General features: G+C 42.0%; 21 protein-coding genes. 13 read left to right on the top strand and 8 right to left on the bottom strand.

Translation table 11 applies throughout. The features are described from left to right. Position 1: 1 nt before the first annotated feature. The 3 genes from minC to PseudUWO311_RS10435 form a co-directional block, all read right to left on the bottom strand. The gene (minC, locus tag PseudUWO311_RS10425) at positions 2–1,087 is read right to left on the bottom strand and encodes a septum site-determining protein MinC (protein WP_190303460.1); all 1,086 of its coding nucleotides are present in this window, start codon (positions 1,085–1,087) and stop codon (positions 2–4) included. A gap of 91 nt (positions 1,088–1,178) precedes the next feature. Beyond that, positions 1,179–3,668, bottom strand: coding sequence for an ATP-dependent Clp protease ATP-binding subunit (locus tag PseudUWO311_RS10430; protein WP_103669616.1), 2,490 nt, complete (start codon positions 3,666–3,668; stop codon positions 1,179–1,181). 399 nt (positions 3,669–4,067) lie between these two features. Continuing rightward, complete coding sequence (locus PseudUWO311_RS10435; protein WP_223807531.1) at positions 4,068–5,030, bottom strand: sulfite exporter TauE/SafE family protein; 963 nt, start codon at positions 5,028–5,030, stop codon at positions 4,068–4,070. A gap of 33 nt (positions 5,031–5,063) precedes the next feature. Here PseudUWO311_RS10435 and rimI point away from each other — a divergent pair, with 33 nt between their 5' ends. From rimI to PseudUWO311_RS10450, 3 genes are all read left to right on the top strand, one after another. Further along, positions 5,064–5,603, top strand: a complete 540-nt coding sequence (gene rimI / locus PseudUWO311_RS10440) for a ribosomal protein S18-alanine N-acetyltransferase (RefSeq protein WP_142655188.1) — start codon at positions 5,064–5,066, stop codon at positions 5,601–5,603. Positions 5,604–5,746: 143 nt separating this feature from the next. After that, positions 5,747–6,349 carry a hypothetical protein gene (locus tag PseudUWO311_RS10445; protein WP_142655189.1) on the top strand — a complete coding sequence of 201 codons (603 nt, stop codon included), beginning with the start codon at positions 5,747–5,749 and terminating at the stop codon, positions 6,347–6,349. 18 nt (positions 6,350–6,367) lie between these two features. Further along, positions 6,368–7,633 carry a peptidoglycan-binding domain-containing protein gene (locus PseudUWO311_RS10450; RefSeq protein WP_142655190.1) on the top strand — a complete coding sequence of 422 codons (1,266 nt, stop codon included), beginning with the start codon at positions 6,368–6,370 and terminating at the stop codon, positions 7,631–7,633. A gap of 75 nt (positions 7,634–7,708) precedes the next feature. On the opposite strand, the gene PseudUWO311_RS10455 is transcribed toward PseudUWO311_RS10450, so the two are convergent. Further along, positions 7,709–8,287: an L-threonylcarbamoyladenylate synthase gene (locus PseudUWO311_RS10455; RefSeq protein WP_142655191.1), complete on the bottom strand. Its 579-nt coding sequence runs from the start codon at positions 8,285–8,287 to the stop codon at positions 7,709–7,711. A gap of 77 nt (positions 8,288–8,364) precedes the next feature. Continuing rightward, a complete protein-coding gene (locus PseudUWO311_RS10460; protein WP_142655192.1) occupies positions 8,365–8,940 on the bottom strand; it encodes a DUF2854 domain-containing protein in 576 nt (191 codons plus the stop codon). A 583-nt stretch (positions 8,941–9,523) separates the two neighbouring features. Between PseudUWO311_RS10460 and rpoD the strand changes: the two genes are divergently transcribed. From rpoD to PseudUWO311_RS10495, 7 genes are all read left to right on the top strand, one after another. Then, on the top strand, positions 9,524–10,711 hold the full coding sequence (rpoD, locus tag PseudUWO311_RS10465; RefSeq protein WP_142655193.1) for an RNA polymerase sigma factor RpoD: 1,188 nt from the start codon (positions 9,524–9,526) through the stop codon (positions 10,709–10,711). Positions 10,712–10,952: 241 nt separating this feature from the next. Then, positions 10,953–11,093: a 50S ribosomal protein L34 gene (gene rpmH, locus PseudUWO311_RS10470; RefSeq protein ID WP_103669622.1), complete on the top strand. Its 141-nt coding sequence runs from the start codon at positions 10,953–10,955 to the stop codon at positions 11,091–11,093. Between the two features lie 85 nt (positions 11,094–11,178). After that, complete coding sequence (gene rnpA / locus PseudUWO311_RS10475) at positions 11,179–11,529, top strand: ribonuclease P protein component (protein ID WP_142655194.1); 351 nt, start codon at positions 11,179–11,181, stop codon at positions 11,527–11,529. Further along, positions 11,519–11,917, top strand: coding sequence for a PH domain-containing protein (locus tag PseudUWO311_RS10480; protein WP_142655195.1), 399 nt, complete (start codon positions 11,519–11,521; stop codon positions 11,915–11,917). Before rnpA ends, PseudUWO311_RS10480 begins: the two co-directional genes overlap by 11 nt. 102 nt (positions 11,918–12,019) lie before the next feature. Then, entirely contained in the window at positions 12,020–13,321 is a 1,302-nt protein-coding gene (gene yidC, locus PseudUWO311_RS10485; RefSeq protein WP_142655196.1) for a membrane protein insertase YidC, read from the top strand. A gap of 81 nt (positions 13,322–13,402) precedes the next feature. Continuing rightward, positions 13,403–13,921, top strand: a complete 519-nt coding sequence (locus PseudUWO311_RS10490) for a protein jag (RefSeq protein WP_142655197.1) — start codon at positions 13,403–13,405, stop codon at positions 13,919–13,921. Continuing rightward, on the top strand, positions 13,921–14,424 hold the full coding sequence (locus tag PseudUWO311_RS10495; RefSeq protein WP_142655198.1) for a YceD family protein: 504 nt from the start codon (positions 13,921–13,923) through the stop codon (positions 14,422–14,424). The genes PseudUWO311_RS10490 and PseudUWO311_RS10495 overlap by 1 nt, the downstream gene beginning before the upstream one ends. Before the next feature lie 110 nt (positions 14,425–14,534). On the opposite strand, the gene PseudUWO311_RS10500 is transcribed toward PseudUWO311_RS10495, so the two are convergent. Next, positions 14,535–16,064, bottom strand: coding sequence for a tetratricopeptide repeat protein (locus PseudUWO311_RS10500; RefSeq protein ID WP_142655199.1), 1,530 nt, complete (start codon positions 16,062–16,064; stop codon positions 14,535–14,537). A gap of 330 nt (positions 16,065–16,394) precedes the next feature. Between PseudUWO311_RS10500 and PseudUWO311_RS10505 the strand changes: the two genes are divergently transcribed. Continuing rightward, positions 16,395–16,547, top strand: a complete 153-nt coding sequence (locus tag PseudUWO311_RS10505; protein ID WP_094534911.1) for a chlorophyll A-B binding protein — start codon at positions 16,395–16,397, stop codon at positions 16,545–16,547. A gap of 77 nt (positions 16,548–16,624) precedes the next feature. On the opposite strand, the gene rpsF is transcribed toward PseudUWO311_RS10505, so the two are convergent. Beyond that, on the bottom strand, positions 16,625–17,023 hold the full coding sequence (gene rpsF / locus PseudUWO311_RS10510) for a 30S ribosomal protein S6 (protein WP_142655200.1): 399 nt from the start codon (positions 17,021–17,023) through the stop codon (positions 16,625–16,627). Between the two features lie 784 nt (positions 17,024–17,807). On the opposite strand from rpsF, the gene PseudUWO311_RS10515 reads away from it, so the two are divergent. Next, the gene (locus tag PseudUWO311_RS10515) at positions 17,808–18,944 is read left to right on the top strand and encodes an ATP-binding protein (RefSeq protein ID WP_142655201.1); all 1,137 of its coding nucleotides are present in this window, start codon (positions 17,808–17,810) and stop codon (positions 18,942–18,944) included. A gap of 878 nt (positions 18,945–19,822) precedes the next feature. Continuing rightward, a complete protein-coding gene (locus PseudUWO311_RS10520) occupies positions 19,823–20,596 on the top strand; it encodes an SDR family NAD(P)-dependent oxidoreductase (RefSeq protein WP_142655202.1) in 774 nt (257 codons plus the stop codon). Positions 20,597–20,778: 182 nt separating this feature from the next. Here the strand turns inward: PseudUWO311_RS10520 and PseudUWO311_RS10525 are convergent, their stop codons facing one another. Next, positions 20,779–23,211 (bottom strand): GUN4 domain-containing protein, encoded by a 2,433-nt coding sequence (locus PseudUWO311_RS10525; protein WP_142655203.1) that lies wholly within the window; start codon positions 23,209–23,211, stop codon positions 20,779–20,781. Between the last annotated feature and the right edge of the window lie 13 nt (positions 23,212–23,224).

The following is a 23,224-nucleotide window of genomic DNA, read 5'->3' on the forward strand; positions in this document are numbered from 1 at the left end:
TTTACGAATTACTGATTAACGAGGGATAGTTGAGCGAATAATGATTAAATGCTGAAAAATCAACAACTTGGACAATTTTAATGGCAGGCGTGCCTTGTGTACTTACAAATGCGACTTCTGGACAGAAAGATGTACTCGGACTCTCAACACGGGCAATAAAACTAGCAATCCTAATTTGGGTTGCATCTAGGTGCAAAGCCATGACTACCGCTTGGGCGTTGCCTTTCACACCTGCATGAGCCATGCCTTTTAGCTTGCCACACACAATAATATCGCCTTCAGAGATAAGCTCTGCACCAGCATTAACATCACCGAAGATAATAATACTGCCAGAATGACGAATTTCTGTGCCAGATCTTACCGTCATCTTAATGTATAGAGGATCATCCGTCGGTGCATTAGGAATTGGATTAAACCCTAACAGCTCGCGAAAGACAGTACCTTGCTCTACACAGAAGCCCATGCTAGCAGCATTAACCGCAGTTTGGCGACGATTGGTGACAATACAATGTAGCAAAAGCTGATAATTTTGCAGTGACTCAGATAACTCTTGGAGTTGGCGCGTATCCAACAGGCGATCTCCTGCTTGCAAATGCACCTGTGTGCGCGGCTTCCAATCATGACCACTCGCTGCCATGCGCTGCTCTAACTGAGAAAGTATTTCTTCCCAGTTTAAAGTTAGAAGCGAAGTCTCAGAATTATTTGACTGACTACTATCTAAGTCAAATGATTTAAATTCGCCATCATCGTTTGATTTACTAAATGGCAACTTGACTTTTTTATCAGTTGGTAAAAGCAAATTCAGTTTCCCTTCAAGCGTTTTAAAACGAACCTGCGAGATCTCTGGATCGGGTACTGGATCGGGCTGAGATCTCGCAGGTTTGCTGATAGGAATAGGCTTAAGTTCACCACCTTCGACATCTGCGACAGTTAGAGGTGCAGGCACATTACCGACATACTCGTCATTTTGAGTTACGACAATGACTTCAGGCATCTCCGCAGATGACAAATCCCCAGCGACCGACTGTAATTTTGTAGGATGCGGAGGATTAGATTTCACGGCAATATTACGCTGGTTGGCATTCATGAAGCTTGTTTTAAATTTAGCGCTATGCAAATTACCTACATCCATATAAAGGTAGACCCTGCGCTTTGCGTAGGGTCTACCTTTATATGGCTTAAGCTGAAGGCAGCAACTGAAGGTTATTTTCAGAGCCGCTTAGAGCTTCTTGTTCAATAACTTTGACCTTGCCATCGTCATCGACATCCACTTGTACAGATGCGCCTTCACGCACTTTACCTGTCAGGATCTCTTCTGCAAGAGAATCTTCTAGTAAGCGCATAATCGCTCGACGTAATGGACGTGCACCGTAGCTAGGGTTGTAACCTTCTTGGACAAGCAGATCTTTAAATCGCTCAGTTACCGTAAGGACTATATCCTTATCGAGCATCCGCTTGAAGAACTCATTGAGCATGAGATCGGCAATCTCTTTGACTTCGGGCTTAGTCAACTGACGGAAGACGATGATTTCGTCGAGACGGTTGAGAAACTCTGGGCGGAAGTATTGCTTCAGCTCTTCATTAACTAGCGATCGGATGCGGGTATAAAGTGCATCTTCTTGGCTAGCCGCGAAGTCAAAGCCGAGTCCACCACCACCTTTTTCGATTACCTTAGAGCCGACGTTGGAGGTCATAATCAATAAGGTGTTCTTGAAGTCAACGGTGCGACCCTTGGAGTCAGTCAAGCGACCATCTTCAAGTACTTGTAAGAGTAAATTGAAAACATCGGGGTGAGCTTTTTCGATTTCGTCGAATAGCACCACGGTGTAAGGACGACGACGCACAGCTTCAGTAAGCTGACCACCTTCGTTATAACCAACATATCCTGGGGGTGAACCGATCAATTTAGATACGGTGTGGCGCTCCATATATTCAGACATATCGAGGCGGATCATCGCATCTTCAGATCCGAAGAAGTAAGCGGCGAGAGCCTTAGTTAGCTCAGTCTTCCCAACGCCTGTAGGCCCTGAGAAGATAAAACTAGCGATCGGACGGTTGGGACTCTTAAGTCCAACACGAGCCCGACGAATTGCACGAGAAATAGCTTTAACAGCTTCATCTTGTCCGATTACGCGGCTATGCAGGGTTTCTTCCATCTGCATGAGCTTGACAGATTCAGATTCAGTGATTTTGAGGACAGGTACGCCAGTCCAAGAACTGACGATATAGGCGATGTCTTCTTCGGTTACATGGATCTCAGGAGCATCTTCGGCAGGTGTTTCCGCCTTTTTAGTTTGGCTGAGGGCACGAATTTGTTGCTTGAGATCAATTTCCTTATCGCGTAATTCGGCGGCTTTATCAAAGTCCTGTTTGCGAACTGCGTCATCCTTATCTTTGAGAGTTTGACGCAATTCTTTGTCTAGTTCTTTGGCTGCGGGAGGTAACTGTGAGTTGATCAGTCGTACACGAGAACCTGCTTCATCCACCAAATCAATCGCTTTATCTGGCAAGAAGCGATCGCTGATATAGCGATCGGCTAGTTTTGCTGCGGCAACTAATGCTGCGTCATCGATCTTCAGCTTGTGATGCTCTTCATAACGCTGGCGCAGACCAATCAAAATTTCGATGGTTTCTTCGACGCTAGGCTCACCAACCATGACAGGTTGGAAGCGACGTTCTAGAGCCGCATCGCGTTCGATGTGTTTGCGATATTCATCAAGGGTTGTTGCGCCGATGCATTGTAGTTCGCCACGAGCAAGGGCTGGCTTAAGAATGTTAGCGGCATCAATCGCACCTTCAGCTGCACCAGCACCGATCAAGGTGTGAACTTCATCAATTACCAAGATCACATTGCCAGCAGTGCGAATCTCTTCCATGATCTTTTTGAGGCGTTCCTCAAATTCACCCCGATATTTTGTACCAGCGACTAGCAAGCCAATATCTAAGGTGACAACTCGCTTTTCTTGAAGGATATCTGGTATATCACTGTTAGAAATACGTTGTGCTAGACCTTCAGCGATCGCGGTTTTACCTACACCAGGTTCACCGATCAAAACAGGGTTGTTTTTGGTGCGGCGACCGAGGATTTGAATTACTCGTTCAATCTCTTTTTCACGACCCACAACAGGATCTAGTTTGCCATCTTGGGCTAGCTGGGTCAGGTTTGAGCCAAACTCGTCAAGGGTTGGTGTTTTGGTGCGTCCCGATGAACCGCCACCTGCGGAGACCTCAGCAGTCTCACCTAACATGCGGATTACTTGTGTGCGGACTTTTGACAAATCAACGCCCAGATTTTCTAAAACTCTAGCGGCAACACCTTCGCCTTCGCGAATTAGTCCTAGCAATAGATGCTCAGTACCGATGTAGTTATGTCCCAACTGGCGAGCTTCTTCTAAGGACAACTCTAGGACTCTCTTGGCGCGAGGCGTGAAAGGGATTTCTACCGCGACAAAACCAGAGCCGCGTCCGATGATTTTCTCAACCTCAATCCGTGCATCTTTGAGGTTTACACCCATCGACTTCAGTACTTTGGCGGCAACGCCAGTTCCTTCTCCGATCAGACCCAATAGAATTTGCTCTGTGCCGACAAAGTTATGACCGAGGCGGCGAGCTTCCTCTTGAGCCAGCATGATGACTTTAATTGCTTTTTCTGTAAAGCGTTCAAACATGGCGTTTCCCCATACTTTGCTGCGTTCTGGTTAAAGTTAATACTAGCACAGCCTTAACAGCATTCTGTGTGTACGGATCTCACACCTTTTTGAGTGAAATTTATAGATACCTCTTAGGGATAATTTTTGCTTTTTATGGTAGATCTTGCCATTCATTTTGATGTGTTTTGTCTGTTTTTGTGACTCAGAAAACAGATTAAATGGCAAGTTAATGAGTTAACCAAAAAGATCGGATTGACTTGCTTGTGGCTGTTGTAATTTTGAAAGATGAGATGCAGCGCGACAGCAATTCTCGTTATGAAACCAATTGTGGGCTTTCCAGCACCACAGCCGCTAGAAAACTAAGGATAAAAGAAGAAAGACGACGCAAAGCGCCAACTTTCTTCTTTTATCTGGCAACTATAAAAAATTAGTAAACAAATCTCTTTGCCCCCATAGCATCCAAATTCCGCCGACTGCCATAAATGCTAAGACAACCTGACGAAATTGATGTGGACTCATCAGCTTGAGGAGAGCTTTACCGATGAGATTGGCAGGAATAGCGGCTAAACCGATCGCTAGTCCTGCAATCACTTGTTCCTTTGACATCGCCGCTAAGGCGCCATAGGTAAGAATTTTGACTAGATGAATGATCGTCATATGGGTAGCTTTAGTGGCAAGCATTTTCTCCTTGACTAAGCCATAGCGGAGATAAAAAGGATTTAACACAGGACCAGTTGTGCCGACTAAACCTGATACATAGGCTTTGAGGAAGCCCGCAGGCATAATATGCCAAGCTTTGAGTTGAAATTTGAGCTTTACTTCTTTAGGAATTAACTCTGACTGCTCTAGATCACTCAATTCGCTCAATTCGCCTAACTGGTTGATCTCAATGAGTTCCTCTAACTCTTCCAACCCTTGAGAATTATCGATTAGTTTTATACTTTTTGCCTTGTCTTCTGCAACGGTTTTTTCGGGACTTTTTTCTAGTTCAAATAAAACCGCACTTACAATCAGAAATATGGCAATCACGATTTGCAGCCAATCCAAATGAATTTGCGTAAAAGTATACGCCCCCAGAACCGCACCTAAGATCGCTCCTGGTGCATACCAAGCTGTCAATACCCAGTCAATATCACGCCAAAACAGTAAAACTCGATGGGCATTACCAAAAAACATGCCAATTGTAATTACTGGGGGAACTGCGACGGCTCCCATAAGTAGGTTAACTAACGGAATTAAAATGAATGGACTGCCACCACCCGCCAGTGTGCTAACGATCCAAGCAAAAAAGCTAACCACGCTGAGATATACAATTGGCATGAATTCTGACATTGGTTGATAATCCGTTTTGATCAGGTTCGGATGTGTGGCGCACACCATACATCCTCATAAATCTTTAGATAATTACAACACATGAGCCTCTCGACGCGAATCTATCTAAGTGAGATCGATCAAAAATTTTTATCGCAACTACGGGCGATCGATTGTGCATGTCTCGGTGATTTTTGGAGCTTAGAAGCCTATCAACGTGAAATCGAAAATCCCAGTAGTCTTATATTGGGCTTAACTACTGAAAATTATGAACTACTTGGTTTTGGCTGTTTATGGTCGGTTCTTGAAGAAGCCCATATAACAGTATTGGCAGTGCGTCCCGAATATCAAGGTCAAGGTTTGGGTAAGTCGTTGGTATGGGGCTTGCTTAAAAAAGCTCGCGATCGCAACTTAGAATGGGCGACCCTCGAAGTACGTGAATCTAATCATGTGGCTATCTCTTTATATGAAAGTTTTGGCTTTAAGGAAATTGGTAGAAGACCCAAATATTATGAAGTGACTGGCGAAGATGCCTTGATGTTATGGTGTAAAGGTCTCCATACAGAGGAGTTTGGGGCATTTCTAGAGCAATGGCATGAGTCCATTTCAGAGAATTTATTAGCTAAGGGCTGGAATTTGTAATTTTAGAAACCCTAAAAACTGTACCGCCTGCGCAGCAGGCGGTACAGTTTTTAGGGTTTTTAATTATGCCAAGGTACTTACGATAGAATTAGCTTAAGTTCATGAGCAATTAAGTCGCTTTAGGGTTAAAGGTCTAAACAACGATGAAGATATCAGACTGGGCAAAACAGGCTATCAGCTTAGCGATCGCAAGTTTGGGATGTTGGAATATAGAGATCGCAAATGCTAATGCTCAATTAGGCAATGTTGTTGTCTATATAGCTGGCAATAATCCTGTAACCCTAAATATTGCAAGACAAGTTGTCACTAATCCTGTAGTTGCTTCAGTTAATGGACAGACCGCCATTGTAGCTGGAGCATTCGATGCTACGACCGCAGATTCTGTGACTAGAGAATTACAACGACGCGGCGTAGCCGCACAGCAGGCTTATCAAACCTCTCAGACTTTTCAGCCGACTCAACCTACTAATACTTCACCCTATGTAACCTTACCAAGTTATTTACCTAGTAATTCTTCTACAAATAGCATTGAAAATTCGGCTCAATATCGCTATATCACCGCAGTTCCCATGCGATCTTTGGCAACTTTAGACCAAGTAAGACAATATATTCCTAGCGCGTTTGTTGCAAAGTCGGGGCGTGGTGACTATATCTATGCAGGCGGATTTCCAAATCGAGATGCCGCCGAATCTTTGAAACATTTCTTGCGATCGCAAGGACTAGATGCTCGTGTACTCTATTTCTAACTTTAATTTGGGCTAACTATGGACTCGATATTAAGACAAGGTAGTAAGGGTAGTGCTGTCTCTGAGTTACAGCAACTTCTCCAAAGTAAAGGATTTTATAGTGGCAAAATTGACGGCGATTTTGGTGCTGGTACAACAAATGCTGTCCTGAAATTTCAAAAAGAGAATGGATTAGTACCTGATGGCATTGTTGGTAGTTCTAGCTGGGCTAAACTGCGTGCGGGGATACCGACTTCAGCTCAAGGCTTGCCAACATTGTTGCCAGGCTCCAAAGGGGCTGCTGTTTCTCAAGCGCAACAACTACTCAAAGACAAAGGCTATTACCAAGGTCGCATTGATGGAGATTTTGGCGTGGGTACAAGAGATGCGATCGCTGCGTTTCAACGCGCTAATGGATTGACTGTTGACGGTAAAGTGGGCGAGCAAACATGGAAAAAATTGCAAGCGCCAGCGATCTCTAACGTGACACCGCCAGTAACGGTTGTGGAGATTGTCCGCCCTTCATCGCCAACCCCAACACCCGTAACTCCATCGCCAACACCTTCGATTTTTGTTCCTTCTCCAACAATCCCTGTAACAGCTAATAATCCAAGTGTTAGCACGCCATTACCAGTTCCATCTGCAAGTGCGATTAGTCTAGTCGATGCGGCGAATAGTTATAGCCGCGCTAGATTGCCCAATCAAACTGCCGCGATTAACAACTTACAAGCAAGTGTTACCCCAGAAATATTGCAACAATTTTTTCAGCGTTGGCAAATTGCTTCGGGACAAGCAACTACCTCTACATCTTTACAAGATGCTCTCGGTGGTTACAACAGCGCCCAAATGCTCAATCAAAATCTTGCCTTGCAGTGGTTACAGAGCCAACTCTTGTCACAGGCGCTCGCGCAATTTCGTCAAGATTGGTCAAACCTTAATGCTGGAACAGGTACAGGTACAACTACTCCATTTACGCCAATACAACCTACTCCATCTCCAACTAACAATCCTCAACTCCAACTCATCAATTTGACTGCTGCTGTAAAAGCTTATACGCGCACTGCAAACCAGCTAACTGCTTTGGAAAATCTTCAAGCTTCTTTACCATTACAGACTATGCAGCAGTTTTTCCAACGTTGGTCACTTGCCTCAGGACAAACTGCGATCACTATTTCTCTGGTGGATGTGTTTCAAGACTACGACAGCCAAAAATTTCCTAGCCAAGTTACAGCCTTGCAAGAGCTAGAAAAAGAGCTAACTACAGCTAACCTAGAAAAATTCTCAAAAGATTGGCAAACAATCTAATCCCAATTAACAAAAGTGTCGTTATACACTTTTGTTATCACCTAATAAAAAAGGGCGCTCAGCGCCCTTTTTTATTTAAAAACTAACAGCACCTTGACGGCGAACTACCCAACCAGTTTGTGTCCATTCCACAACAGTTGACGGTAATCCGCTACCAGATTGCTCATTAATGTCGATCGCATCGCCCAAAGTTATTACTGAGGGAAAAGCATCATTAATTTCGAGCATTTTGCGTAAGGGTGGCTCGTTACTTTTATTGGCACTTGTGGTTAGCATTGCTCCTGTCTGCTGCAAAATGGCGATCGCTGTTTTACTATCAGGAATTCTTATACCTAAAGTTGTAAAGCCTTGATTTAAAGTACATCCGCGATCGCTAGCTGGCAAAACCAGAGTCACCGCGCCTGCAAAATATTTCTGAGCAGTTTGTTGCCAAATCGCCAAATCAGGATGAGCTATATCTAGAAATGGGAGAAATTCTTGCCAACTCGCAGCCATCAAAATTAACGGCTTATCAGGCGATCGCTGCTTGAGTGTAAAAATATCAGCGCTGCGATCGGGACGCACCGCCAAAGCTGGCACAGTATCTGTCGGGAAACTAACTAATTTCCCAGATCTTGCGCTCGCTACCAAAGCTGCTAAAGAAACTAAAGCCACTGAATCTTGCTGTCTCCAAGGAAAAAGGAAAAAGGAAAAAGGAAAAAATAGTTGCTAAATTGATTGCCAATTGCCAATCAACCATTATCTATTACTGTAATTAATTTCAAATCAACTTCCTTGTTTTCTAATTCCGTGACAACTGCTAATATCCCAGGACCAAAAAATCGCGTTAGTTTGTCTTGTTTTTGTTGCCAAGCCGCAAAATCCATCAATGGTGAACGAAAACGTAAAACTAAACTATAGGCATCTTTAGTTTCTGCGGATTGTGAAATTTCCTCGTAGATGCCTATTAAGACGGGACGCTCTTCATCGGTAGGACTCATCCCTAGCTTTTCTAAAATTTCATCTAAATGAGCCTTGATACCGTAACGATAGCGGGTTACATCCTTGCGTAACTGCTTTTGTGTTGAAGTTTCTTGCAAATTACGCAAAGCCATAACTGCTTCAGATTCAGGAACAACTATAGGTATTGGTGTTACTTCTGAAGATTTGAAGGCAAATGCTCCCAATAAAATTGGGAAACCATAGAAAAAACCAATCAGATTTAATGTGGAATTGCCCTTAGCATAAGCCCAAAATCCGGCAGCAAAAAGAATTGTGCCAACATATAAGCCAATCGATGCTAGAGATATTTTATTAGTCTTGGGCATAATCAAAAAATTAATAATACTTAATAAATGTATCTTTTAACCGCATCGATTTTTTGGAGATATTTTTTGGTGATCGCTTTATTTACATAGATATGGTCACTCAATAAAGCCCAAAGATTGAGTGGCAGTGCTTTGCGCCGTCTTTCGATCTTTGGGCTTTACTCTATCTTGCGTCAGCAACTATTCTCATTTCCAAAAAATGATTTTTCATAAATGAGAATTGCTGTTTCGCCAGTTTCGGCAGGGCATAAAACTCAAAAGGGGAGACATAGATCGTCATGCCATACTCGTTTTTGAGTTTTGATTTATCTTAGTATCAAGTGACTATGACTATTAATTTGCCAAAATTCTTTTGACAAACAAAATTTTTTGTAGTCGGGTTTACCATCGTTAGACTATAAATATATAAGTAGGAATTACGCTAGTTTGACTAAATTCAAGAATTGTAAATTAACCCTTAGACAGGTTTTTTAAAATTCTAAGTAGCCCAAACCACCATTTTTATATTTGGCAAGCTACAATCATCTAGGTGTAATTCCCCGTAGCACAAAGTTTTAGACAGTACGGATCTGAGGAATCTGGCATGAGCAAAACAGCCATCGACCTACCTATTGAAATCAAGTTGCCTGTAGGCAAACTTGGCGGAAATCTTGAAGAAATTGAAGAAGACCTTGAAGACCTAGATGATGATATCGAACTCGAAAAGGACGATTTAATTGATGACTCAGATGAAGACGCTGACTCAGATGATGACCCTGACAAAGCTGGCAAAGCAAGGGGGACTAAAAAACGAGCTAGCCAGACTAAGAAAAAGCATTTTACTGAAGACTCGATTCGCCTCTACCTTCAAGAAATTGGTCGTATCCGATTACTCAGAGCTGATGAAGAAATTGAGCTTGCTCGAAAGATTGCCGATCTTTTAGAGCTAGAGCTGAAGCGTGAAGAGATAGCAAATGAGGTTGAATGCCATCCTGATGATGTCAGGGAAGCAGACTGGGCAGTCAAAATGGATATGCCCCTTGGAGAGTTTCGCAAACGTCTCCACTCTGGTCGCAGGGCAAAAGACAAGATGGTGCAGTCTAACTTGCGACTGGTCGTGTCGATCGCTAAAAAGTACATGAATCGTGGATTGTCTTTCCAAGATTTAATCCAAGAGGGCAGTCTGGGCTTGATCCGTGCCGCCGAGAAGTTTGACCATGAAAAGGGTTACAAGTTCTCGACCTATGCGACATGGTGGATTCGTCAGGCTATTACTCGTGCGATCGCTGATCAATCTCGTACGATCCGCTTACCTGTCCACCTTTACGAAACTATTTCGCGGATTAAGAAAACTACTAAGTTGCTTTCCCAAGAAATGGGGCGCAAGCCAACCGAAGAGGAAATCGCCACCCGCATGGAGATGACCATTGAAAAGCTACGGTTTATTGCTAAATCTGCGCAGTTGCCGATCTCTTTGGAAACTCCCATTGGTAAGGAGGAAGATTCTCGACTTGGTGACTTTATTGAATCTGAGGGTGAAACTCCTGATGATCAAGTTGCTAAAAGTCTCTTGCGTGAGGATCTTGAAAGCGTGCTTGGCACTCTTAGCCCTAGAGAACGCGATGTCTTGCGTCTACGCTACGGACTTGATGATGGGCGCATGAAAACGCTTGAAGAAATTGGTCAAATCTTCAATGTCACCCGTGAGCGCATCCGCCAAATCGAAGCTAAAGCCCTTCGCAAGTTGCGACATCCTAATCGAAATAGCGTGTTAAAAGAGTACATACGTTAAAAAGTAAAGGGAGCGCTCAGCGCTCCCTTTACTTTTTAACGTATCAAACCGATTTTGGTGCTAGAAACACCAAAATTAGTTTTTTGAAAGTCAGCCGTAGGCTGACTTTCAAAAAACTGACTTTTATAGTTAGAATTGCTAGCCTTGTTGGTAAAACTATACATAGGCTAAACACAGGTGTTATACTTAGAAGCCTGTGAAAAAATGACATCTTTTGAAACTAAATAAGTAAGTAACGGTTATGACAAAACGTACCCTACGCGGTAGTGTCCGCAAAAAGAAGCGCACCTCTGGATTTCGTGCCAGAATGCAAACTCCTACAGGTCGCCGAGTAATCAGAGCGCGTCGTAGCAGAGGTCGAGTTCGCCTCACAACTGTATAAGCTGTATAAGCGATCTCTAGATCAGCTATTACAAGATTTAATTCATAACCACAATTTGTACGCGATTTGCAATTGTTAATCTCTAGTGCTTCCTAATCAAAACCGTCTGCGGCGGCGTGAAGACTTCGCGAAAGTATATGCCAAAGGTGATCGCTACAGAGGCACTTACCTAAATTTGCGAATTTTTATTGATAGCAATGACCCTTTAACAAGGATAGGCATAGTTGTCAGCAAAAAAGTAAGCAAGTTGGCGGTAACCCGTAATCGATTTAAGCGTCAACTTCGCGCCATTTTTCGTCAACTTCTGTCACAATTGAAGGATGGATTGCAAATAGTTGTAACAGTGACTACTGTTCAGAGCAAGCCAAGTTATCAAGAACTTTGGGATGACCTAAAGAATTTATTAGCAAAGGCGAAGGTGTTGCATGGCAGTTAATGAGGAAGTTTACTTTGAAGGCGCACCCCACATTGGCGATCTAATTATTAGCTTGTTAATGAGTATTTTTGTGATCACGATTCCTTTGGGCATTGCGGCGATCACAAGAGCGCTGTGGGTACGTTATCGCATCACCAACCGACGCATTACCGTCACAGGTGGTTGGAGAGGTCAAACCCGTACAGATATTGTGTACGCTGAAATTGCCAAGATTGTTACGGTTCCCCGTGGTTTTGGTGGTTGGGGTGACATGGTGTTTACCCTCAAAGATGGTTCTCGCCTTGAACTAAAGTCTCTGCCTAAATTTCGAGAAATATACGAATATATCGAATCGAAGCTAAGCCTCAAAGCGCAAGATATAAGCGGCGCGATCGGTAGTAAAGTCTAAAATATTTAAGGATCGTCCAATAACTAACGTTGTAGGGCGATCTTAATTTTCATGAGTGATATTCGTTATCATTCGGATGCAAACCCAACAGTAAAGTAGAAAATGGATTTCGGTGTAGGTTTTCTTTCCAACAACATAATGTTGCCTTTCCTAGATTTTTTCTACGGCATCGTGCCGAACTATGGACTGGCAATTATTGCATTAACGTTGGTTGTCCGTTTTGTGTTGTTTCCCGTTAGCGCTAATCAGCTTCGCAGTATGCGTCGCATGAAAATCGCTAATCCTGTGATGCAACAAAGAATCAAAGAAGTTCAAGAGCGATATAAGAGCGATCCTGCCAAGCAACAAGAAGAGCTAGCCAAGGTCAACTCCGCTAACTTCAAAGAATTTGGAAATCCTTTGTCGGGATGTCTACCTGCACTAATTCAGTTACCAATCCTGTTTGCTTTGTTTGCAACCTTAAGAGGATCGCCATTTGCAGATATTAATTATTCTCTAAACTTTCAGATTGCGACTCCCGAAAATCAAGCAGAGATTCAACATCAGCCTTTTACCTCACCTAGCCAGAACGTTTATTTTGCCGATCGCGTGCATTTCCCAGTTCTTGCAACCGCTGTAAACGGTACTAACTTGGCGATCGGTGATCAGTCAAAGATTGTTTTACAGACTTCTCTAGGAAAAGATTTTAACGCTCTAGCTACTGAGTATCCAGATGTAGAGTTGACAACTAGATGGAAAGTCACCAAGGGACAAGACTTAGTCGAGCTTCTAGATGATGGAACTGTAATTGCCAAGCAAGCTGGTGAAGTTACTGTCCAAGCAACAGTACCTGGATTAGCTTCAAATAAAGGATTCCTATTTATTAAAGCTCTTGGTAAGACTGGTGTTACGAACGCTGATGGCAGCATTAACTGGGATATCGTGATCATGGTATTGGGATTTGGCATCAGTCTTTATGCCAACCAAAATATTTCGAGTGGATCTACTCCTAAGCCCATCAATGCCACACCTGAAGCTTCGCAACAGGACACGATGAACAAACTCACACCAATTATTTTCTCTGGTATGTTTTTGTTCTTCCCACTGCCATCTGGTGTCATGCTCTACATGTTGATTGCAAATATTTTCCAAACTTTGCAAGCTTTTATTGTTGCTAAAGAACCACTTCCTGAAAACTTGCAAAAGTTGGTTGCGGTTTCGGCGAATTCTGCCCCTTCTGCCAAAGCAATCTCTAAGTCTGACGCTAAAACTAGCGTCTCTAGCAAATCTGAAACTACTAAGACTGTTGATACAAAAGCTAAAGTTGTAGTTGACGATAAAGACCAAGATACTAAGAGTCCGACGAAGTCTGCTTTACCATTTGAGCCTAACTCTTCCAATAAGAAAAAGAAGAAAGGTTCTTAATTAAATTGGGTGGCGTTTTACGTCACCCAATTTAGTATTGAAGTTATATTTAATAGAAATTTGATCAGGTAAGTAGGGTTTATGGAAGATACTTCAGCAGGTGCAAATTGGCTGCAAGAGCTTTTAAGTTTGATGGGTTATGCGACTTCGGTTGATATTCGTCTTGCCGAGGTATCTCCAGAACAAGTTACTGCTGGCTCTCGGAACTATTGGCTAGAAATAAATTCTGATGGTTTGCAGGAGCAGCAAATTCAAAGATTGATTGGGAAAGACGGGATAGTAATTGATTCGTTACAGTATTTGTCTAGCATTCTTCTGAATCGTCATTTACCTTCAGAAATAGCAGAAACAGAAAATCGTAATTTTTATACAGTCGAATTAAATGGCTATCGGTCAAATCGTATAGCTGACTTACAGGCTTTGGCAGAAAATGCGGTGCAGCAGGTTCGCGAGACGCAAACTGAGTTTGTCATTAAGCAATTGTCGTCCGCCGATCGCAGGCATATTCACCAGCTTTTAGAAGGTTTTCCAGATATTGAAACCCATAGTCAGGGTCGAGAGCCAAATCGTCATTTGATTGTTAAGTTGGTGCAGAGTTGATGGAAAAGTTATATATACCTCAGATCGCGAGAGCCGTGGATGCGACTGAAACTTTTGATTTCAAAGAATTTATTGAGGGGCTAGAGACATTAACTCCTGTCCAAGGTGTGATTAGTGTCAGGCATGTTGGTTCTTTTCTCGAAGTTAGTTCTAAAGCTTCGACGATTATGACTTTGACTTGCGATCGCACGTTAGTGCAATTTAACTATAGGTTGGCGATTAACAATTCTGAGAGGATTTGTCTGGCTGAGCCTTTGCCAGAAAGTGAGTACCCTAGAGAGCGAGAAATTGAAGCAGATGACTTAGTCGAGTCTATATCTCCTAGTGGTTATTTTGATCCTAAGGCTTGGCTATATGAGCAATTAATTTTAGCTATTCCCTATCCGAAGATTGCACCTGATGCGCCTGCTCTTGAAATTACTGATGCAAATAGTTTTGACGGTTCAACGGCTACCATCGATAAGCGGTGGGAAATATTAAATTCATTAAAATTACCTGAATAAAAAGGGCGTGCTTTGCACGCCCTTTTTATTCAGGTAATTTTTTAAAAGTGTTGCAAAGCAACACTTTTAAAAAATTTTCGGTTTGAGTTAAAGCGCAACGCGCTGTATGTTTATCCAGCGCAGGCAAATAACTTTTCTAATTGTGATTTTTCTGTAGGATTTTCGATAGTTTGAGCAATTTCCTTGGCTTTATCGTGTTGACCGATTGCCCAATAGGTACTGCTGATATCTGAGTAAGCTCTAGATCGAATGTTGGGATCTGGTGCAGTTTTGGCGATCGCAAGACTCTCTTCCAAAATTGGCACTACCTTTTCAGTTAGCCCAAATTCACCATAGGTACTGGCAATAATATTGAAAGCGAAGAGACGATCAATGGGTTGTGGTAGCGCTTTGGCGATTGCTAAGGATTGATCCCAAGCTTTAGTCGCTAAATCAGTCGATTTAATGATTTGATACTGGCGACCGATTTCTACTAGTAGCGTAAAGACATCCATTGAAGGTGCAACCGCACTTAGTCCTTGCAGACTTTGATCAAATAATTTGATAGCCTCATCGTTTTTCTTGTCCTTGGTATAGGCGATCGCGACATTAGCAATACCCACACTTTTTTCAACCGATTTATTATCAAGGTTGCCAATAACTTCTAGGGATTTGTCATATTGCTTTGATACTAGGTATTGATTAGCAACCAAAAAAAGCGATCTCGTCTTTAAGAGTTCAGCATTGGCAGTCGCAGATTGTTCGACAGCTTTAGGATCGGGTATAGCCTTTTCATCTGGCGTATCAGCTTTTAAGGCTTTATTTGCTAGTTTCGGAGCAGTTTTTTTAGTGGTTTTGGCATTCTTGGCTGCTTCTTTTGCTGAGGAGATCGCATTATCACGCATGGCATCAAACTCTTGGAAGACAGCATTTAATGAGGCGATCGCTTTAGCATGATTTCCTGATTGTGCGTAGCTACCTGTAATTTCAACTCTAGCTCTAGTCTTAAGATTGGGATCTTCGATCATTGGTAACAAATCTGTTGCTGCTGAAATCGAAGCTTCAGAATTAAAATCATCACCTATTTCAGTGTAGACATTGGCGATCGCGGCAAAAGCTCGCGCTCGCACATAGGAGTCAATGATTTCAGGTGTTGCCTTAGTTGCGTCAGCTAGTAAGTTTTGAGCATTCTCCTTTTTATCTGCTTCCCCATAGGCTTGAGCGATTTTGATGTTGGCAAAAACTCTATCGACTGGATCAGGTAGTGTTTTGGCGATCGCTAAAGCGTCATTTAGCGCATTCACCGCCAGTTTAGGCTGCTCAGCTTTGGTTAGACGACCTGCTGTATCCAATAGCGCAAAAGCTTGAAGGGATGGCGTAGTGATCGTACTGGCTGTGGTTAAGCTTTTTTCTAAAACTTTTTTGGCTTGGTCGGGACGCTGCAATTCTAAATATTTGCCTGCAATTTCAGTATAGGCTGCAACTTTGGCTTCGGGAGATGTCCCTGCATCTGCCAATGATACGAAGCACTGAAGTGGAACTCCCTGAAATTTTGCTTCTCCAGAATTTTTGGGACTAGCTGCCCATACTGCACTTGTTGTGGCTAGATTGACTAACAATGCTAAGCAGCTAGCCAGCAGCCGCATCCATATTGTTCGCATAGTTAATTTTGTCCTTGCGTAAATTATTGCGTGGGATATCTTTGAGATTCTACCCAATTCGTTAGCGATCGCACCTATAGATATCGCTATCAAAACCTAAGAAGTAAGTGGCGGCGCAAAGCGCCGCCACTTACTTCTTAGGTTTTGTCCCAAACCAGCAGCCTGTCGGAGATATCAAAAATCCTTCTTGTTAGGGTGTGTTAGCCATAGAGCTATCTTTACGAATATCAAGTTTGTCTGTCTAAAGGCAGAAAATATAAAGAGAGATTGCAGATTTCTAAACAATCTGTTACATTACTAAATATAAATTAACTGAAAGGTAATTCGATTATGTCTGACGAAAGCCGTAACGTATGGAATTGGGGTTTCACTTCTGGTGCTGAAAACTGGAATGGACGCTTAGCAATGATCGGATTTGTATCTGCATTGGCGATCGAATTAATTAGCGGTCAAGGTGTATTGCACTTCTGGGGCATCCTGTAATTTTTAATATTTAGCCAATAAAAAAGCCTCGACTAGTCGAGGCTTTTTTATTGGCTAAAAAAAGGTGTACACCTTTTTTATTCGGCAGCAGCAACAGCTACGTCAGCATCAGCTACATCGGTAGCAGCAGCTTCTTCAGCATCAGGAATAATTGCTTCAGCATCTTCTGCGTCAACAGCTTCTGGCTCTAGTTTGATTGTCATATAACGAATTACGTCATCGCCAAGACGCATGGATCTTTCTAGGCTTTCGATGGTCTTAGGAGTCGCTGTGTAATTTACTTGAATGTAAATGCCTTCGCGGTGACCTTTAATGTCATAGGCTAATCTGCGTCTGCCACGATGTTGAATCGTAATATCTTCGGATTCTTGTTGTACTAAGAAGTCTTGATATTTTGCGATCGCGGCATCGGCTTCCTGATCGGGAAGATCGGGACGCAGGATATACATGGTTTCGTACAAACGCTTAACAGTCATTGAATTTTTTCCTTACGGTCAGTATTTGGCTTCTGAAGGTTTAAGTACAGAAGCAAGGATCTATCATCATATCGTGTTAAGGCATTCAGTAAAACAGATTTTTATAAAACACCAGTAATTCTCATTATAAAAATCGTTTTTTGAAAGCCCAGCTTAGGCAGGCTTTCAAAAAAACGATTTTTATGTTTCCAACGCCAAAGGGGTTGGAAACATAAAAATCAGTTTAATAATTAGAATTGCTGATACTTGGGGATTGAATCGTCCTTTTTATATCTTGCGATGCTATAGCTGTTGCCAAATGTAATTAAAACCCAAGAATTGATTGACGGCGCGAAGAGCCGTCAATCAATTCTTGGGTTTTAATTTAGTTCTACTCCCAGTCTAAAAAGAATAATTAGCGGCGCGGAGCGCCGCACCACTAATTATTAGGGGCTAATGAGTACACACAAGTCTCTCTGTCTTCGTTTCAATGTGTCTAAGCTCCCTAAATCCCCCAATTCTGGGGGGACTTTGAAAGAATTTTATTTTCTTGTTCCCTCAGAATTGGGGGTTAGGGGGCAGATAATTTTTGACTAAACTAGGTTTTATGACTTATGTGTACACGGTAGTTATTAGGGGGAAGGGATTAACACAAGCGGCGACAGCCGTATACAAAAAAGATAATGGTTATCGCGGAGAGATAACTTTTGTATTTTGGACTAATTTTATATATTAATCGTACAATTACAGTAAGTGGATCAAAAAGCCATTTAGCTTAGGCGCAATTAGAGACAGAGTGAAAAATATGGCAGTGAAAACTAATACGATCGCGGATGTCTTGATTGTCGAAGATGAACTTGTAGCAGCAAATGCCCTATCAGATGTTTTAGCTGATATGGGCTATCGAGTTCTGGCTATAGCTGATAGTAGTGATGATGCAATTACTTCAATCCGTCATCAGGTTCCAGATATTGTTTTGATGGATATTAAACTTAGAGGCTCAGTTAGTGGGATCACTGCGGCTGATGAGATTCATAAGATCGCCTCTATCCCCGTAATTTATCTAACAGCTTTTAGCGATCCTGAGACTTTAGAACAAGCGATCGCTACTTCTCCCTACGGATATCTTACTAAGCCACTTAGATATGCGGAAGTTAATGTTGCGATTATGCTGGCTTTGAAAAAGCATCATGAAGAAAAAATATTACAAGAAGCGCTGGATAAAGAAAAAGAGCTTCATATTTTAAAGTCTCGTTTACTTGCTATGGCATCCCATGAATTTTCAACGCCAATGTCAGTAATTCGATTATTAATTTGGAAATTACAAACCTTTGAAGAGCAACTGACTAAAGAAAGTAGAGCCAAAAATCTTGCTTCTATTCAATCAGCTATTAAAGATATTAACTGGTTACTTGAAGAGGTAAAATTTATTGCTTGTTCGGAGTCAGGGAAATTCCCATTTAGTCCTGAAAGTGTAGATGCGATCGCCTATTGTCAGCAATTGGTAGATAGCTTTGAGACAGAAGATAGTATTCGTAAATGTCGGATTAAATTTCATAGTCATGGACAATGTAAAAAATTGAAGCTTGACAAGAAACTGCTATGGCATATATTTATGAATCTAGTCTCTAATGCTATTAAATATTCCTACGAAGGGGGGACTATTGATGTGGAGTTGATTTGTGAGTCAAAGCAGTTATTTTTAAGTATTAGAGATCATGGTATTGGTATACCTGACGAGTATTTAAATAATTTATTTTTGCCATTTTTGAGGGCTGAAAATGTTGGATCTGTCAAGGGTTTAGGAATGGGGTTATATATAGTAAAGCAAGCTGTAGAGGCTCATTCTGGCAAGATTGCTGTTGAGAGTGAAGTCAATATGGGGACAAAGTTTACAGTTGTTTTGCCTTCAGCGGATATTGATAAAAGTGTGAAGAATTGAAAAACCCACAAATTAAAATTTATGTATAAAACCAAGCAAAATGCAATATAAAACCCTAAAATCTTTGCTGTCCGCGCAGTGGATGATAAAGATTTTTGATATATTGTTTAATCATTTTGAGGTTCCTATTTAGCCATTTCTATTAGGATATAAAGTGCCAAAAATGAGGGTTAGCACTTTACCAACACTGTCATTTTTTGAGATCTAATCTTTATGGATATTGGTGACTATAGCAATAGTTTCTATTTTTATGTCTTTGGAGATAACTCTTTAGACTTATTTTTATTTCTAGTTTTATGGTGATTATCTCTTGGATTTATAAGAAATAATAACTTGCAAGGTATATGGAGTAAGAATTATTTGGTTTGATGCGGTTGTAAATTGCTTTGTAATCACTGATTAAAAATGTGTTTAACAATACTTTACATATTCTGGAAACAGATGTAAGGTTTTACCCATGTTAAAAGTCTGTATCAATTTTCCTTTATTACTGCATAGACCATGTTTCCTAAAGGAGGTAACGACATGACAGAACTGGGGATGAGCTTCAAGGCTTAATTATCGACTGCTTACTTGTTGTGAGCAACGTGACTAAACAAAAACTTTTTAAAAACTCAACGCATATAGAAGTTTGGTCACAAGTTGTTGGCAACGAGATTATTAACCGTCTCACAAAATTTACTTTGGGTAATACCAATTCTCAAAATTGCAACGCCATTTTGAGAAATTACAATCCTTCTAATGAGTTTGGGTTTTAATTAACTAAAGTGTGACTACACTTTAGTTAATTGGTATAAGTTTTAGTTAGCGGCATAGGCTACAAAACTTGCATTATTAACAAATAGTAAAACTAGTGAGACCTCAATATTGGAGGTTTTATGAATGTTCGTGGAAAAACTGCTCTAATTACTGGAGCTTCGCGAGGTATTGGAAGGGCGATTGCATTGGAACTCGCTCAACAGGGAGTTAAATGCTTGATCCTAGTTGCTCGCGATCTGGAACGCTTAAATTCTGTTGCTTCAGAAGTGGAAGCTTTTGGAATAGAAGCGGTGAGTTTACCTCTAGATCTATCCCAGACTGTTGAAGTAAACATTGCGATCGCCCATGTATGGCGTGATTTTGGCCCCATTGATATTCTGGTTAATTGTGCTGGTGTGGCGCATCAATCTTCTTTTTTGCGATCGCGCTTTCAAGATGTGCAATCGGAAATCGAGGTCAATTTGTTGGGTATGTATGCGATCACGCGGATGGTGGCAAGGCGGATGGCGGTGCTGCGACATGGCAGCATTGTCAATGTCTCTAGCCTGATGGGTAAGGTGGCTGCGCCGACGATGGCGACTTATTCTGCAACTAAATTTGCGATCGTGGGGTTCACTCAGGCTCTGCGTGGTGAGTTGGCTGCTTACAATATCAAGGTGTCGGCGTTACTTCCTTCTCTTACTGATACGGATATGGCGCATGATTTGGAGTGGTTTCGCTGGGTGGCGATGATGACTCCGAAGCAGGTGGCTAAGGCTCTGATTGCGGGGCTAGAGCGTGAGACTCCTGAAATCCTTGTCGGATGGCAAAGTCATCTGGCGGTTTGGGGGCATCGTCTCTTTCCATTCCTAATGGAAAAGGTCTTGCTAATTGCTGCTCCTAAGATTGGATAGAGTTACAGAAAGAGAAAGATACTGTGGCTCTATATTCAAGCACTGGCTAAAAGCTCAAACCCACTGAAACTAGTATCCTATAGTCCACTTCAGTGGACTATAGGATACTTTAAGCACTTGAGCACTTGGGTCGTAGAAATGGGATTGTAAATTAATTAATAGTGAACAGTAATGCTTATCCGCTATTGCTCACAAGCTGCAATGCGAGCGAAGAAGTCACCATCTCCCCTACGTCCGTCTTTTCCAGACATCGGGAGATATCCCTTTACACACATGAGATTGTTCTTAGCTAAGAAAGCTTTGTCGTATTCTACCCACTTACCCTCATTCTTCCATGCTACGCGATCGCAAAATTTATCCCAAGTTTCAGAACTTGGCAAACTAAAATCTAGAATACCACCACACTCGACATAAATATCCTTCTGGACACTAAAGCCGTACAACCCATTGCTATATTCTATCCATAGATGATTAATTGCTAATAGCTCATCACAAGGGAACTCTTTTAAATCTTTATCGCTAAACAATTGCCCCAAATCCTTGCCCACAGACGTAATCAACAAGCGTTGGGTTTCCTGATCTGCCTCATACCATTTCTTGCTTTTGAGATTTTCTTCTAATTTTAGATAGCGCGACTTGGTAACAGATCGCTTAACTTTTTCCAGTGCTTTCTGATCTGGAATTGATAAATTTAATCGCTTCTCAAACTGTTTATAGATGAGATAAGCGAGATCATTGTGCTTTTGATTAAGAGCTTCTTGGATTAGTTTTGTAGGATTAACCATCGCCCCATAAAACAAGATCACATCTTGCCATGCACTAATTGACAAACACTTGTAGAGCAGCTTTTCACCTTCTTCTCGCAACCATACCAGTTCGCAAGCTGCTAGAAATTCTTGAAAACTGAGATGGGCAAACTGATAAACATCATGGGTATATCCATCCTTTTTCACTAACAACTCACTGACATCTTCGGATTGCTTCAAAAACTCTTGAGCTGAGACATCAGGATCGATTTTTTGCAGTGCGGTCTTAATGTAATCTAATAACTCATCCTTAGGAATTTGTTTAAATCCTTCCTTCTCAAAGTCTTCTAGGATTATCGATAAATCCTGTTCAACAAATGATTTCGTTCCGCCACACATCATTTCTAAAGCCACAAATTGCAATACTTCCTGACGCTGATTAATAGAATTGAGAACTAAAAAGACACCTCTAGCACTTGCTCGTCTCCCTAACTGCAACTCGCAAATGCCTTGATATAACTCCACCTTGCGCTGTGGTAACTCCGCCCCCTGCTTATTATCTCTATGAAACCTTGCCATCATATTCAATAGCAACGCATTACCCGCAAGATCCTTCAGTTCTGGACGAGCATCAATTTGTTCTAATAACTTCTGTGCCTTTTCCTTTGCTTTAGCTTCCACATCAGGCGTATTCCGTCCACCCCTCGCATAGCGCTCCTGACAGAGATACCACTGCTCCACAAACTGTTTGCGCTGCTCTGGATTAAAATCCTGAATCCAAAAACTCGCTGTTGGTCTTTTTGCTATGTAGTCCTCAGTGTATGCAGTAGGGCGCGATGTCAAAATAAATACAGATTCGGGATATTGGCGCATTTCATCACTCAGCCAATTGCTCAACTTTGCCCGTTCCGCAGGTGGCACTTCATCAAAACCGTCAAACATGACCAAAGCATCACCACGCCTAAGAATATTCAGCGCCCAATTATTCGGCACAGGATCAAGAGGTTTTATCTTCGTCAATCTGCCAATGTGATAGTCAGTCAGGAGTTCGGGCAAATTGGGAGGATTTTCTTTAGTGATTTCTTTCCAGCAACCTCCCAAAATCAATAAAAAGGGAATTAAAGTCGGTACTTTGTATTTTTTATAACTTCCCTTGCAATATTCCTGTCTGCTGTAGATATAGGCAAGATGCTTTAACAGTGTTGATTTACCATAGCCGCCCCATGCCCTAATCGCGATTTGTCGCAGGCGATTATCTTCTCTTACCCGTTCTAGCAATTGCCAGATTTGCAGTTGTTCGCAGGCTTCAGTGCGATCGCGAAATTCATAATCTCTAGTCAACGAGTCAGCGCTCAATTCTAAAGGGACAAACACCTCCCGCAACAAAGGACTATTCACTGGTAGATCGTCTTCTTCGCGCATTCCCACCACATTATCCTCATGGCAGTCCCACTCTTGACACTTGAGATATTTCTCCGTAAATCCTAGCGATCGCCAAGATGCCGTTACATTTTCGCCAAGTTGTTCTATACCCTGATTTAAAGACTCTCCTAAATCTTTAGATCGCTTTTTATTTCCTTCATGAATTGGTTGAAGCAATGCCGCGCCATAGGATATACCCGCACCAATTACCGCCGATGCGATCGCCTTGGGAATATCGCTCACTATAAATAGTTGCCAAACTGCACCAATCCCACCGCCAGCAATGCCGCCAGTCTTGATCGTTTTCAAAACAATATCGGTGATCTGCTCTTCGATAGATAGCTTTGGTTTCGGTTCTGGTTCTTGAGTCATGGTGCTTAGAGCGATCGCATTGTCAGCATTATAAACCGATAAAATAAATTGGTATGATGAAAAGCGAGAAATCAAAAAACGATCTAAA

Source organism: Pseudanabaena sp. UWO311 (assembly GCF_006937785.1).
GTDB lineage: Bacteria > Cyanobacteriota > Cyanobacteriia > Pseudanabaenales > Pseudanabaenaceae > Pseudanabaena.